The following is a 14,250-nucleotide window of genomic DNA, read 5'->3' as shown; positions in this document are numbered from 1 at the left end:
GAAAAGAGAGAAAGTCCGCGATTCTTGCAGAACGGACCGGTCTCTATTTTTTTGCTAGAATCTTCGGAAATTTGCGTTATACTGGTTAAAAAAGAATTTTCACCGGAGATTTATAAGAGCAGAGGAGGCGGATTTCTTGTACGCCAAAGCCCATATTCGCAGCATGGCCCCCTACATACCCGGCTTTCAGCCGGAAGCGGAGCAGCAGGTCGTCAAGCTCAATTCCAACGAAAATCCTTACCCGCCTTCACCGGATGTGAGGATGGCGCTTGCGGGTTTCGATTACGCCTTGCTGAGGCGCTATCCCAACGCTACGGCCGAGCCTGTAAGGGAGGTGTTGGCGGATATCTACGGTGTGAACCGCAGCCAGGTATTTTGCGGCAACGGTTCCGATGAGATCATCTCCCTCCTGTTCAAAGCGTTTCTGGAAGAGGGAAGCACCATCGCCCTGCCTTATCCGACCTATTCGCTCTACCGGACCGCGGCGGACATACACCGGGTACACTGCGAATTCGTACCGACACGGGAGGATTTCAGCATCGATACGGAAGCTCTGCTCGCCGTGCCTTCCCAGGCTATCATTCTCGTAAATCCCAATGCCCCTACGGGATTACTGGTGTCCGTGGAGGCGATCGAGGAGCTTGCGAACCGGTACGAAGGGCTTATGATCGTCGATGAAGCCTATATCGACTTTGCCGATGGAGAAGCGAGCGCTTTGAGGCTTATCGGCCGCTGCCCGAACCTGCTCGTTCTGCGCACGTTATCGAAATCATATTCGCTTTGCGGCATCCGTTTCGGCTATGCGTTTGCGGACGAGGCTCTGATCGAGGCGCTCGATAAATGCAAAGATTCCTACAACGTGAGCATGCTCACGCAAACGATCGCGGCTGCCGCGCTGAGGGACCGGGCCTATTTCGACGAAACCGTCAGCCGTATCCGGGCTTCCAGAAGCAGCTTGGGCGTCAGTCTTCGCAGCCTCGGGTTTGCCGTCCCCGAATCGGAGACGAACTTCCTGCTCTGCACGCCTCCGGCGGGCCAGGGACTATCCGCACGGGGGATTACCCAGTGGCTGGCGGAGCGGCACGTGTACATCCGGCATTTCGATTCCCCGCTGCTGGAGGACAAAATCCGGATCAGCATAGGAACGGAAGAAGAGAACCGGAAGCTGCTGACTCTCCTTGAAGAACTGGTTAGCCGGCCGGAGAATGAAACGGTTCCATCGGGAGATTAAACCCCGTTTTTGTTTACAAAAATAAAATGTACTAAAGGAGCAACGCTATGACATCTCCAGCGAAAGGCGCAATTTCCGAAAAACTCGCAGGCCAGCTTGAAAAAGGCTCCTGGATCCGCAAGCTCTTCGATGAAGGGAAGCGGCTGATCGACATTTACGGAGCCGACGAAGTGTATGATTTCTCGCTCGGAAATCCGGTGGTCGAGCCGCCCGAGACTTTCCTGAAAGCACTGGCCGATACGGTGAACAGCGGCGAGCTGGGCAAGCACCAGTACATTCCGAATCAGGGACTGCCCTCGGCAAGACAGAAAGTGGCGGACTATCTCAACGGCCGTTACGGAGGCAGCGTCAAGCCCGAGCATATCGTCATGACGGTCGGTGCGGGCGGAGGACTGAACGTAGTCCTGAAAAGCATCCTGAATCCCGGCGATGAAGTGATTCTGCTGACGCCTTACTTCGTGGAATACGACTACTATGCCGACAATCACGGCGGCGTCGCGGTTCATGTTCCCCTCGCAGACGATTTCAGCGTCGATACGCAGCGTGTCGCCCAGGCGATCACGGAGAGAACGCGCGCGATCATTATCAACACACCGGGCAATCCGACCGGCACGCTGCTTACGCAGGACAATTTAAACGAACTGGGAAAAGTGCTCGCAGAGGGCGAGAAAAAACACGGCGGCCTGATCTACATGGTGTACGACGACCCTTACAGCCAACTGGTGTACGACGCGGTTCCGCCGAACCCGTTTGCCGCATACGGGCGTACGATTCTCGTCAGCTCGTTCAGCAAAGACCTCGGCATCGCCGGAGAGCGGCTCGGTTATGTCGCGGTAGACGCTTCGGCAGACGACGCGCAGCTGCTTGCCCAGGCCTTCGTTTTCAGCAACCGGACGCTCGGATTTGTCAATGCGCCGGTTATGATGCAGCGTGTCATTACGCGTATGGATACGCTTGCCGTCGAGCAGCAGGAATACCGCAAACGCCGCGATCTTATGGTCGAAGTCCTGCAGGAGGCGGGGTATGAATTCACCGTGCCGCAGGGAGGCTTCTTCATATTCCCGAAGACACCGATTGCCGACGACGTCGAGTTCTGCCTGAAAGCGGTGCAGGAGCATCGCCTTCTGATCGTGCCGGGAAGCGGCTTCGGCCGCGGCGGACACTTCCGGCTGTCCTACAGCGTGCCGGTCAAGCAGATCGAGCGCTCCGGCAAAGTGTTCAAGGCGCTTCTGGATTCTTACCGGTAACCGAGCAGCCGGACAGAGCGCGCAGAAAGCGGGAGAAGTACAGGCCTTTTTGCGAATTAGAGGGTTTGTGCTGGTTGATCACTGTGGTTGAACGTCAAGCACCGTGAGCTCGGAGCTTGCGGCTTTGCGTGAAAGACGGCTGGCGGATGCGCATTCGCGCATTCCGGTACGCATTGCCGCGAGGCCTGCCTCAAACAAAAATAAGCCGCTGCGGACGCATGGCAGCAGCAGCGATTAGAAGCCGTCTGTCCCTACGGGTACAGGCGGCTTTTTTATAGACAAAACGGCTGCGGGGAAAATTTTTCCGGGGCGAACGCATTTTCGCCTTTTTGAAAATTGTGATAGAATAGAAGAAAGGAAGTTTCGGAGGAGTAATGGCCATGAATTCGTTTATACATCTGCATGTTCACAGTGAATACAGCCTGCTTGACGGTGCCGCCCGCATCCAGGACCTCGTGGAGACCGCCTCGCAGTTGGGCATGAAGTCACTTGCGCTGACGGATCATGGCGTCATGTACGGAGCGGTACCGTTTTATAAGGCGTGCCGGGCCAAGGGCATCAAGCCTATTTTGGGCTGCGAAGCTTATTTTACGGAAGGGACGATCCGGACCAAAGGCACACGGCAGGAGCAGCCGATCTATCATCTCATTCTGCTGGCCAAAAACATGCAGGGCTACCAGAACCTGATGAAGCTGTGCTCGGTCGGCCACCTGGAAGGGTTTCACTATAAACCGCGTATTGATCACGACCATCTCGCCCGCTATTCGGAAGGACTTGTATGTCTGAGCGCTTGCCTGGGCGGCGAAGTGTCCCAACATCTGCTTCACGACCGCAAGGAGCAGGCCAAAGCGGCCGCCGAGAGGTACCGTTCTATTTTCGGCGAAGATTTTTATCTTGAAATTCAGGATCACGGGTCCATCGAGCAGAAAAAAGTCATGCAGGGCATGATCGAGCTGAGCCGCGAAACGGGCATCCCGCTTGTCGCCACCAATGACGTACACTACGTCAGGGAACAGGACCAAGCGGTGCAGGATGTGCTGCTGTGTATCGGAACCGGCAAGACGGTGGACGATCCCCAGCGACTCAAGTTCGAGACGAGCCAGCTTTATCTGAAAAGCGAAGACGAAATGCGCAAACTGTTCGCACATGTACCCGAGGCGCTCGACAATACGCTGCTTGTGGCGGAGAAGTGCGAACTGGTTTTGAATTTCGATCAGTCTATCCTGCCGAAATTCAAACCGATCCCGGAGGGGCTCTCCGCCGGCGAATACCTCAAGGAGCTGTGCGCGGAAGGGCTGGCGCGCCGCTATGAAAACCAGCCCGGCTGGAACGATCCGCAGGGGGAATACCGGCAGACGCTGGACGCACGGCTTTCGTACGAGCTCGGCGTCATCGAAAGCATGGGCTTTTCGGATTATTTTCTTATTGTTTGGGACTTTATCCGTTTCTCGCACGAGCACGGTATTCTGACGGGGCCCGGGCGGGGGTCTTCCGCAGGCAGCCTCGTTGCGTACGTGCTCCAGATTACCGATGTGGACCCTATCCGGTATAAACTGCTCTTCGAACGTTTTCTGAATCCCGAGCGGATCACGATGCCCGATATCGATATCGACTTTAACGACGAGCGGCGGGACGAAGTCATCGACTATGTCGTCGCGAAATACGGGCAGGAGCACGTTGCCCAGATTATCACCTTCGGTACGATGGCCGCCAAGGCGGCCGTACGAGACGTCGGCCGGGTGCTGAACGTTCCGTACAACGAAGTGGACCGCGCCGCGAAGATGATCCCGGGACAGCTTGGAATGACACTGGAAGCGGCCTTGAAGGTGAATCCGGATCTGAAAGATCTGGCCGCGAAGCACCCTAAAACCGCGGAGCTGCTGAACATGGCGAAACGTGTCGAAGGAATGCCGCGACACGCTTCGACACATGCCGCGGGGGTTGTCATTTCGCGCGAACCGCTGACTCACTATGTTCCTTTGCAGGAAGGGAACGGACAGACTCCGCTGACCCAATATTCGATGGAGCATCTGGAAGCCATCGGCCTGCTTAAAATGGATTTTCTCGGTCTGCGGACCTTGTCCATCATCGAACGGACCCTGAAATCCATTGAGGAGCAGGAAGGCATCCGGCTGGATCTGGCGCAGCTGGATATGGATAACGACCCTTTGACGTACGAGCTTCTCGGAAGAGGGGAGACGACGGGGATTTTCCAGCTGGAGTCGCCGGGTGTGCGCAAGGTGCTCCGGGATTTGAAGCCATCGGGCTTTGAAGATATCATCTCCGTAATCGCCTTGTACCGTCCGGGTCCGATGGAGTTTATCCCCCGGTACATCGAATGCAAGCACGGGCTGACGCAGCCTCAGATTCCGCATGAAGCGCTGGTGCCGATCCTTAAGGATACGTACGGCATTATCGTCTATCAGGAACAGATTATGCAGATCGCTTCGGTAATGGCGGGCTTTTCGCTAGGCGAAGCGGACCTGCTGCGCCGTGCCGTTTCCAAGAAGAAGCGCGAAGTGCTTGACGAACAGCGCGCGCATTTCGTGGAAGGCAGCGTAGGGCTAGGGTATAAGGAAGAAGAAGCGAACGGCGTCTACGACATGATCGTCCGGTTCGCGGATTACGGATTTCCGCGTGCGCATGCGACTGCCTATGGCGTGCTGGCTTACCAGACGGCGCACCTGAAGACGCATTATCCGCGGCATTTTATGGCCTCCATGCTGACGGCCGTCGTCGGTAATCACCGCAAAACGGCCGAATATGTCGACGAATGCAGACGGATGAAGCTTGAAGTTCTTCCGCCGGATGTGAACGAGAGCGGCGTTAATTTTACGCCTGTCGCCCCCAAAGCATCCCTGCAGGCTGCACCAGAAGGACAACCGGAAACGGTTCACGGAGGTGCAGCCGGACAGCCCGTGGGGACGGCAGGACACGTTCATGCCGGGGGAGAAGATTCTCCGGCCGTGGATCCCGGGGAATCCGCCGCAGGCAGCTCCGAAGCTTCTGCCGGCGTTAAGGGAGCCATCCGCTTCGGCCTGGCGGCGATCAAAAATGTGGGCACAAACGCCATCGAAGCGATCCTTAAGGAGCGGCGGGAGAAACCTTACGAGAGCCTGCTCGACTTCTGCCGGAGAGTGGATCTGCGCGTCTGTAACAAACGCGTGATCGAATCGCTCATTCAGGGAGGGGCGCTTGACGGCTTTCCCGGCCACCGTGCACAGTTTGTCGCCATGCTGGACGACACGGTAGAGGCGGCGGTGAAATGGCGGAAAGAGCGTGATGACCTGCAGCTTCACTTATTCGGTTTCGTTGAAGAACCGAATTGGGAAGTGGAGGTTCCGGAAGTGGCCCGGCTTTCCCGTACGCAGCAGCTTGAGTATGAACGCGAACTGCTCGGGCTTTATATATCGGGTCATCCGCTCGATGATCATGAAGCGCTGCTCCGTGAGCTCGAAGCGGACCCGCTCCATTATTTACAGGATTACGCCGACAACAGTGAAGTCATTGTGGCGGGGATGGTTGTCTCCAGTAAAACGATCGTCACGAAGAAAGGCCAGCCTATGGCTTTTATGGATCTGGAAGACCGGATTGCGCGGGTTGAAGTCGTTTTATTCCCCGAAACATGGAAAAAACATGCTCCGCTCGTACAGAAAGGCAGCGTCGTCCTTGTCAAAGCCAAGCTTCAGCTGCAGGACGAAGACCCGCCGAAGCTGCTGGCGGAGGCCGTGGCTGCACCGGACGATCCGGCCGTCCGCCGCTGGCAGCGCCGTCCGCTGCGCCCGGGCGGCCAGTCTGCCTCCGGCGGCGGTGCGCCGCGGGGAGCCGGAGCTTCGCCGCAGGGGGGGCGCGCTGCGGCCGGTGATGCCCGCGGCGTTCAGTCGGGCGCAGGCGTACGGCCCGGCGGGAGCCCGGGAACGGGCAGCAGCGTGAATGCCGACGCAGACGCGCGTCCCGCCGGAGGAGCGGGCAGCGGCGCGAAAGCCGGCCAAAGCGGCCCGCGGCCTGCCGGAGACGGCGGCGGCCAAGCGGGGCCGGCCGGGGCCGCGGCGGCATCCGGCGCAGGCTTCGCCCGCGGCTCCAGCGTCGTGCGCGAGACGCGCCGCGGAGCCGCTGAAGACCGCGGCCTTGGCGCCGATGGCGCGCGTCCCGGCGCAGGCCCGGCAGCGGGCGGCGTCCACGCTGACCCGGGAGGCGGCCCGCATCCGGACGGCGAAACCGCCGACCGGACGGGATCGCCCGGCCGTGCCGCGGTCCGCGGCAGCGCGGATTCGCAGCGCCCATCCGCAGCCCGGTCCGCGGATGAAACGCGGCGCTCCGCCGCGCAGGGCACACCCGCCGGGGCTTCCCGGCAGCGGGTGTATGTCAAGATCGCGGCTCACCTGGAAGAGCCGCAAAACCTCGTGAAGCTGCAGGAACTGCTTCAGCTTCACGCGGGACCGCTGGAGGTCGCGCTGTTCTACGAGCGCACCCAGCGGCTGCTGGCTTTGAGCGGCCAGTACCGCGTCAAGCCTTCCCCGGAGCTGTTCCGTTCGATCGAACAGTTGATGGGAAAGGATTGTGTAAAGGTGAAATAATCCTCCTTTTCCGGCGTCATTTGTAAACCGCCAAAAGCGGCAGCCTGCCCGCATTCGCTAGGTAACAGAACAGCCGGATAAGGGAAGAATGAAGCAGGAGTTCGGAGCCGGTGCTGCAAATGCTGCGGAAGAGGGTGTGACCGCGGTGAGTATCGCCGAAATTGTTTTCCGTCTCAGGGGCCTTACAACAAAGCTTAACGATGTAGGCTTGCCTGGAAAGCGTGATAAGTGTGCTCTTTCCGCACCCCGCCAAGCTCCCAGCGCGCGGTGCTCGGCGTCACATGACGGTGGTCAACCACTTGCCAAACGCGAAGTTGCAGTACACCCCGATGACCGGCAGCGCGCCGGATGAGCCGGCGGAACGCAAGCTTCTTCCCGAGCCGCTGCAAAGCATTATGGAAGCGGTCGAGCCCCTTTACGGGGTGGACGAAACGCTGGCTTTTGGAATTGTACATGTGTATGGTATGATCGTTCTGACGAGCTTCGATTATCTGGATAAGCAGAAACTAGGCGTTATCCGCGATCTCAACGATCATGAGCGGGAAATTCACGTGTTTCTCGGCGATCTTGCGGCCGGTCTGGCCGCGGCGGCATCCGCCGCAATCGCCCATCGGAACAAAACCGTTTCGACGTAGTTCGAGGAATTTTGCGAAAAGGGCGAAAACGGAGTGAATACGAAGGAGCCTGCCCAGCTCCGATTCTTTTCTGCGGCAAGTCCTCGAACGGGGGGCGCCGTCTTGGCGAAGCGGCCGGCGCGGCGGCAGCGTCCGCATGTCCGATTCACAAAAACTTCACCAGCCCCCGGGCCAGGGAAGTTTTTTTTGTCGGGCCTAAGCGGGGAAACGCTTTTTTAACGGAGGAAATGCCTTGGTATCCGGGCTGTGAACAGCGGGGCGCGGCATGCGATATCCTTCTTTTTCCAACTGTAATCTCAAATGTCGGTGCAGCGGACGCCTCTTGGGGAAGACAACCCTTCCTTGCGGTAAAATTAGAGGTTGTGTTATCATTATTCCATTGTATAGACTTGAGAGAACGGAAAGTGAAGGCTAGAGATACGCTGCTGCGTCATTTTCGTTTTGGCGCTATCCATTTTACCCGGGTACTGTTGAGGAGGTATATCCCCATGTGGACCGTGATTTATATTGCCCCCACCGCCAAAATTGCGGAGCGTATAAAGCAACGCCTGTCGGAGGAGGGATTTCTGGTCCAAATTCGAGCAATCTCCATGACCAAGAACCAATTTGAAATCGTGGTTCCCGAGGGTGAAGTGGAAGAGGTTCAAGAAGTACTCAACACCATTTTACATCGCTGACCGCAGCGGTTGCGAAGGCGTTTGTTTTATGAAACCTCCGCAGCGATACGGCTGAGCGGAAATTGTAAGCCAGAGAGGTGCAAATGTGCTAAAGGATCTTTTTCAAAAACGCAAATATGCAACTATCCCTTCCGAGAAAGCGAAACGCGACATACCCGAAGGGCTGATGAATAAATGTCCGCGCTGCGGAACTATTCAATACAGTAAAGAGCTTGAGAAAAACTTGAAAGTTTGTACGTCCTGCAATTATCATTACAAATTAAATGCGATGGAACGTATGACGATGACCCTCGATGAAGGGCGTCTGTTCGAGTATGATGAGAATATGATTTCGGAAGATCCGCTCGGTTTTCCGGATTACGAGAATAAAATTACCAAAGCGAAGGACAAGACCGGCCTGAAGGACGCCATCGTTACCGGTGAAGGCACGATCGGGGGATATCCGGTCGTATTTGGCGCGATGAGCTTTGACTTTATGGGCGGCTCCCTCGGTTCCGTTGTAGGCGAGAAGCTGACGCGCGCCATTGAGAGCGCCATCCAGAAGAAGTATCCGCTCATTCTGTTCTCGACTTCTGGCGGAGCCCGCATGCAGGAGAGCATTCTCAGTCTCATGCAAATGGCTAAAACAAGTGCGGCTATCCAGAAGCTGGATGAAAAAGGCGGCTTGTTCGTTTCCGTCATTACCGATCCGACTTTCGGAGGGGTTTCGGCAAGCTTTGCCATGCTCGGCGATATTATTATCGCGGAACCCGCAGCATCGTTCGGCTTTACCGGCCGCCGTGTCATCGAGCAGACGATCAAGCAGAAACTGCCTGACAACTTCCAAACCGCGGAATTCAACCTTCTGCGCGGACAGGTGGACAAGGTTGTGGCACGTAAAGACATGCGGACCACGCTGATCAAGCTGCTTGATATGCACGTGAAAGGGGATGCGAATTATGGCGGGTGAATTGTCATTTGAGCAGCCACTGACTGAGCTTCGCAGCAAAATTGACGAACTGAAGCGTTTCGGTGAGGAGAAAAAAATCGATTTTACGGATGAAATCCGTCGTCTGGAGGAACGGTATGCCGAGCTGCAGCAGGAGTTGTATTCCACGATGTCCGCATCGGAGAAAATGCAGCTGGCCCGGCATCCGCAGCGCCCGACGACCATCGACTACATAGAGAGAATCTTTACGGACTTCGTGGAGCTCCACGGAGACCGCCTGTACGGGGACGACCTGGCCATTATCGGCGGCGTCGCCAAGCTGGACGGGCTTCCCGTTACGGTCGTGGGTCATCAGAAGGGCAAGGATACGAAGGACAATATCGCCCGCAATTTCGGCTGTCCGCATCCGGAAGGCTTCCGTAAAGCGCTTCGTCTCATGAAGCAGGCGGACAAGTTCGGCCGTCCCGTCATCACGTTCATCGATACGAAAGGGGCATTTCCGGGCAACGCCGCAGAAGAGAGGGGCCAAGGGGAAGCGATTGCGCGCAATCTGCTCGTCATGGCCGGTCTTCGCGTGCCTGTGATCTGCGTCGTGATCGGCGAAGGAGGCAGCGGCGGAGCGCTCGCGCTTGGCGTCGGCAACCGAGTGATTATGCTCGAGAATGCCATATACTCGGTCATCAGTCCCGAAGGAGCGGCTTCCATTTTGTACAATGATGCATCCAAATCTCTGCATGCCGCGGAAGCGATGAAAATCACCGCCAAGGATATCGAGGAACTAGGCGTTATCGACGGCGTCGTCTCCGAACCGCAGGGTGGCGCCCATCGTGATGTGGAGCTCCAGTCGGCGAATATTAAGGCGGCCGTTCTGGAGCACATGCAGCCGCTGTTAGCGATGTCGGAAGAGGAGCTCAAAGAAGACAGATACCTCAAATTCAGACAAATCGGCAGATATACATTTACTCAGGAGGGTAACCATGCGTAAGACAAAAATTGTATGTACCATCGGACCGGCAAGCGAGTCCAAAGAAAACCTCAAGAAGCTCGTAACGGCAGGAATGAACGTGATGAGACTGAACTTCTCTCACGGCGATTTTGAAGAGCACGGCGGCCGGATCAAAAATCTCCGCGCTGCCTGCGAAGAGCTCGGAGGCCGCAACGTATCCATTTTGCTGGATACGAAAGGCCCCGAGATCCGTCTCGGCAAGCTGAAAGAAGAGCCGATCGAATTGGCGGCGGGCGAGATGATTACCCTGACGACCGAAGAAATTCTCGGAGATCGTGAACGCGTGTCCGTAACTTACGAAGGTCTGGCGGAAGACGTTAAGCCCGGCGACACGATTCTGATTGATGACGGTCTGATCGGTCTGTCGGTTGAAGCCGTTCAAGGAACGGATATCAAATGCCGCATCGTGAACAGCGGTCCGATTAAAAGCAAAAAAGGCGTGAACGTTCCGGGCGTCAGCATTTCGCTGCCGGGTATTACGGAAAAAGACGCTAACGATATCGTATTCGGTATCGAGCAGGGCATCGATTTCATCGCCGCTTCTTTCGTCCGTAAAGCAAGCGACGTGCTTGAAATCCGCGAGCTGCTTGAGCGCCACAACGCTTCGCACATCCAGATCATCTCGAAGATCGAGAATCAGGAAGGCGTAGACAACCTCGATGAAATTCTGGAAGTTTCCGACGGCCTGATGGTTGCCCGCGGCGACCTTGGCGTGGAAATTCCGCCGGAAGACGTGCCGGTTGTGCAGAAGCAAATGATCAAGAAATGTAACCTGGTCGGCAAACCGGTTATTACCGCTACGATGATGCTTGACTCCATGCAGCGCAATCCGCGCCCGACCCGTGCCGAAGCGAGTGACGTGGCGAATGCCGTGTTCGACGGCTCCGACGCGATCATGCTGTCCGGCGAAACGGCTGCCGGGAAATATCCGGTTGAAGCGGTAGAAACCATGTCCCGCATCGCACAGCGTGCGGAAGCGGCACTGGAATACCGCGAAATTTTCCTGCGTCAAGCGCACGCGCTGCAAACGACGGTAACGGAATCCATTTCCCAATCCGTCGCCAACGCCGCTCTGGAGCTTGATGCCAAAGCGATCGTAACCGCTACGGAAAGCGGATATACCGCCAGAATGGTATCCAAGTACCGTCCGAAGGCGCCGATCGTTGCCGTAACGCGCAATCCGCAGGTTATGCGCCGTCTGAACCTTGTCTGGGGCGTACAGCCGGTACTTCTTCACGGAGATGCTCAGACGACGGACGAGCTGTTTGAGCAGGCGGTTGACGGAAGCATCCGCGAAGGCTACGTGGATCTCGGTGATATCGTCGTGATCACGGCCGGCGTGCCGATCGGAAGCTCCGGTACTACGAACCTGATGAAGGTTCACCAGGTCGGCGAAATGATCGCCAAAGGAACCGGTATCGGTACCCAGCACGCGAAAGGCATCGTCGTAACGGCCGAAACAGCCGAGGAGGCCGTCAGCAAAATGAAGGACGGCGCCATCCTGGTCACCAACACGACCGACAAGGACTATATGCCGGCTATCGAGCGTGCGGCGGGTCTGATCACGGACGTGGGCGGAATTACTTCCCACGCCGCGGTGGTAGCTCTCAGCCTGGGCATCCCGGTTATCGTCGGGGTTGAACGTGCCCTTGACCTGATCAAGGACGACATGGAAATTACCTTGTTCCCTGAAGTAGGGATTGTATACTCGGGACGTGCGCGCGTCCTGTAACCGACTCGGATAAGTAAGGAGTGAGTCCGCCTGACAGCGGGTTCACTCTTTTTTTCAAACCCGGGGACAAAAAGTCTCAACAACGGGACAACCAAAAGACAGGAGGAAGGACCTTGCCGAACGAAGTTACGAAGGAGCGCGAATGGTTTCCGTACGGCATCCGGGTCAGGTATCAGGAAACCGACCAGATGGGAGTCGTATACCATGCCAATTATTTGACCTGGCTGGAAATCGCACGCACGGAATATATCCGGGACAGAGGTTTTCCGTACAAGCGGATGGAGGAGCTGGGGCTGCTGCTGCCGGTCGTCGGTGCCGAACTGAAGTATGTGCGCCCGGCCCGTTATGACGACGAAATTACGATTCTGGCCCGCGTCACAAGCTACACGACGGTGAAGCTGGAGTTTGAGTACGAAGTGCGGCGGGGGGAAGAACTTCTTGTCACGGGTACTACGAAGCACGCCTGGGTGAATCCTTCCTGGAGGCCTGTACGTATAGATAAGGAAGCGCCTGAATTATATGAATGGCTGCAAAGGGAGGGATAGCCGGTGTTGCGTATTGCGCTTGCTGTCTTTATTATCGTACCGGTCCTTGAGATCGCTTGTATCATCGGCATGGCCCATCTGATAGGAGGCTGGATGACGTTCGGGCTGATTCTGCTGACGGGTGCCGCGGGGGCTCTTATCGTGAGAAAGGAAGCGTCCCGCTTTCTGCCCTATGCCCGCAATCAGCTGTCTATGGGCCAGAACCCGACGGATTCCGTGCTGGACAGCGTCTGCGTCTTTGTCGGCGGCCTGCTGCTGATCGTGCCGGGCTTCCTTACCGATCTGGCGGGTCTGCTGCTGGTGGTCCCTTTTACACGTTCCCTGTTTAAAATGGGAATTCTGGTTCTGCTGCAGAAGCTGATGAGGAACGGACGGTTTATGTTCATTAATCGCAGGTAAAATAAAAAACGGAAACGGCGAAACAGCAGCTTGTGCGGTTCCGCCGTTTCCGGTTAAGCAGGTCCAAAGAAAAGCCCGGTCAGCGAACCTCCGTGTTCGCGGCCGGGCCATTTTTTATGTAACGGGCAATGTCGTGGAAGACGTTTGCTTTATACACCGCCGTCAAGACCACCATAAGCACGGGGCCGAGGATGAGTCCTACGACGCCGAACAGCTTGAGTCCTACAAACAGGGCGATCAAGGCGGCGAGCGGATCCAGCCCCACGCTTGAGGCGAGCACTTTGGGCTCCATAATCTGCCGCACTACGACGATCAGGCCGTACAGGACGGACAATCCGATTCCGAGGAAAAGGTTGCCTTTGAAAAAGCAGTAAATGATCCACGGAACGAGGACGGCGCCGGTGCCGAGATAAGGCATCAGATCGCATAGGCCGATCAGAAGGCCGATGGTAATGGCGAAGTCCACTTGCAGGATGAGCAGCCCGATAATGACGGCGACCGTCGTCAAGGAAATGAGAATGAGCTGGGCGCGCATAAAGCCGAACAGCGCCTTCTGCAAATCGCTGGAGATGAGACGGGTCGCTTTGCGGACGGTTTCCGGCACCAGCACGGTGTAGCGCATTACGAGACGGTACCAGTCTTTGCTGATAAAGAAGGTCGCCATCAGAACAATGATGGATACGGTGGCGATGTTCGGCAGGGACTGGATGATATGGATCAGCGAGTTGACGATATATTTCAAAGCGTTGGAGCTGAAGTCGGCAACCGTTCCCGTAACGGAGCTGAGGTTGCTGCTGAGGTCGAGATTGTTGGCGCGCATGAAATCGTTAAGCTGCCCCACAATCCCTTGAAACCAGGCCGAATTTAAAAATCCGGTCGCCTGATCCTTCCAGCCGTTGATCATACTTTGTAAATTTTCGGCCAGCGTGCCCAGTTCTACAATTACTTTGGTCACCAGCAGGGTCATGGCCGTAACCGTGATGGCGATCAGCAGAAGAATAACCAGCGTTGCGGACAGCCAGCGCGGCATTTTGGCTTTTCGCTGCAGCATGTTGACGATCGGATTCAATACATAGGCCAGCAGCCATCCGATAATGAAGGGATAAATCAGCGGGGATACGTACCGCAGCAGCAGCCAGCCCGCCACAAGGAACAGCAGGACCAGGGCCCCCCGGAAAATTTTGTGCAGCAGGTACGGATTGAACACTCTCATAGGCTTCCTCTTTCTCGCTCGAAATGAGTTATCACCAGCACGGGTTGAATCCCGGATCAC

General features: G+C 56.6%; 11 protein-coding genes. 10 read left to right on the top strand and 1 reads right to left on the bottom strand.

The window, feature by feature from the left end:
• The first annotated feature begins 136 nt into the window (after nt 1-136).
• The 10 genes from hisC to C4S74_RS23250 all read left to right on the top strand — a co-directional run bounded on the left by hisC (nt 137) and on the right by C4S74_RS23250 (nt 12,977).
• Nucleotides 137-1,231, top strand: coding sequence for a histidinol-phosphate transaminase (gene hisC, locus C4S74_RS23300; protein WP_103997724.1), 1,095 nt, complete (start codon nt 137-139; stop codon nt 1,229-1,231).
• 47 nt (nt 1,232-1,278) lie between these two features.
• Nucleotides 1,279-2,478, top strand: a complete 1,200-nt coding sequence (locus tag C4S74_RS23295) for a pyridoxal phosphate-dependent aminotransferase (RefSeq protein WP_103997723.1) — start codon at nt 1,279-1,281, stop codon at nt 2,476-2,478.
• A 380-nt stretch (nt 2,479-2,858) separates the two neighbouring features.
• On the top strand, nt 2,859-7,055 hold the full coding sequence (locus tag C4S74_RS23285) for a DNA polymerase III subunit alpha (protein WP_103997721.1): 4,197 nt from the start codon (nt 2,859-2,861) through the stop codon (nt 7,053-7,055).
• Between the two features lie 299 nt (nt 7,056-7,354).
• The gene (locus tag C4S74_RS23280) at nt 7,355-7,690 is read left to right on the top strand and encodes a phosphatidylglycerophosphatase A (RefSeq protein ID WP_374755412.1); all 336 of its coding nucleotides are present in this window, start codon (nt 7,355-7,357) and stop codon (nt 7,688-7,690) included.
• Between the two features lie 488 nt (nt 7,691-8,178).
• Nucleotides 8,179-8,367, top strand: a complete 189-nt coding sequence (locus tag C4S74_RS23275; protein ID WP_009676703.1) for a hypothetical protein — start codon at nt 8,179-8,181, stop codon at nt 8,365-8,367.
• 85 nt (nt 8,368-8,452) lie between these two features.
• On the top strand, nt 8,453-9,316 hold the full coding sequence (gene accD / locus C4S74_RS23270; protein WP_103997719.1) for an acetyl-CoA carboxylase, carboxyltransferase subunit beta: 864 nt from the start codon (nt 8,453-8,455) through the stop codon (nt 9,314-9,316).
• Nucleotides 9,306-10,280 carry an acetyl-CoA carboxylase carboxyl transferase subunit alpha gene (accA, locus tag C4S74_RS23265; RefSeq protein WP_103997718.1) on the top strand — a complete coding sequence of 325 codons (975 nt, stop codon included), beginning with the start codon at nt 9,306-9,308 and terminating at the stop codon, nt 10,278-10,280. The genes accD and accA overlap by 11 nt, the downstream gene beginning before the upstream one ends.
• Complete coding sequence (gene pyk / locus C4S74_RS23260) at nt 10,273-12,033, top strand: pyruvate kinase (protein WP_103997717.1); 1,761 nt, start codon at nt 10,273-10,275, stop codon at nt 12,031-12,033. The genes accA and pyk overlap by 8 nt, the downstream gene beginning before the upstream one ends.
• A 113-nt stretch (nt 12,034-12,146) precedes the next feature.
• Entirely contained in the window at nt 12,147-12,578 is a 432-nt protein-coding gene (locus tag C4S74_RS23255; protein ID WP_103997716.1) for a thioesterase family protein, read from the top strand.
• Between the two features lie 3 nt (nt 12,579-12,581).
• Nucleotides 12,582-12,977 carry an FxsA family protein gene (locus C4S74_RS23250; protein WP_103997715.1) on the top strand — a complete coding sequence of 132 codons (396 nt, stop codon included), beginning with the start codon at nt 12,582-12,584 and terminating at the stop codon, nt 12,975-12,977.
• A 79-nt stretch (nt 12,978-13,056) separates the two neighbouring features.
• Here the strand turns inward: C4S74_RS23250 and ytvI are convergent, their stop codons facing one another.
• A complete protein-coding gene (ytvI, locus tag C4S74_RS23245) occupies nt 13,057-14,190 on the bottom strand; it encodes a sporulation integral membrane protein YtvI (RefSeq protein ID WP_103997714.1) in 1,134 nt (377 codons plus the stop codon).
• Nucleotides 14,191-14,250: the final 60 nt, after the last annotated feature.

Origin of the sequence: Paenibacillus sp. UNC499MF (assembly GCF_900107975.1) — a bacterium.
In the GTDB taxonomy this organism is placed as follows: domain Bacteria; phylum Bacillota; class Bacilli; order Paenibacillales; family NBRC-103111; genus Paenibacillus_F.
This window is presented reverse-complemented; position numbering and strand designations above follow the sequence as displayed.

Excerpts from the sequence above, each read along its gene's own strand:
- C4S74_RS23295 (WP_103997723.1), top strand. The coding sequence starts at position 1,279 with ATGACATCTCCAGCGAAAGGCGCAATTTCCGAAAAACTCGCAGGCCAG.
- C4S74_RS23285 (WP_103997721.1), top strand. The coding sequence starts at position 2,859 with ATGAATTCGTTTATACATCTGCATGTTCACAGTGAATACAGCCTGCTT.
- C4S74_RS23275 (WP_009676703.1), top strand. The coding sequence starts at position 8,179 with ATGTGGACCGTGATTTATATTGCCCCCACCGCCAAAATTGCGGAGCGT.
- accA (WP_103997718.1), top strand. The coding sequence starts at position 9,306 with ATGGCGGGTGAATTGTCATTTGAGCAGCCACTGACTGAGCTTCGCAGC.
- pyk (WP_103997717.1), top strand. The coding sequence starts at position 10,273 with ATGCGTAAGACAAAAATTGTATGTACCATCGGACCGGCAAGCGAGTCC.
- ytvI (WP_103997714.1), bottom strand. The coding sequence starts at position 14,190 with ATGAGAGTGTTCAATCCGTACCTGCTGCACAAAATTTTCCGGGGGGCC.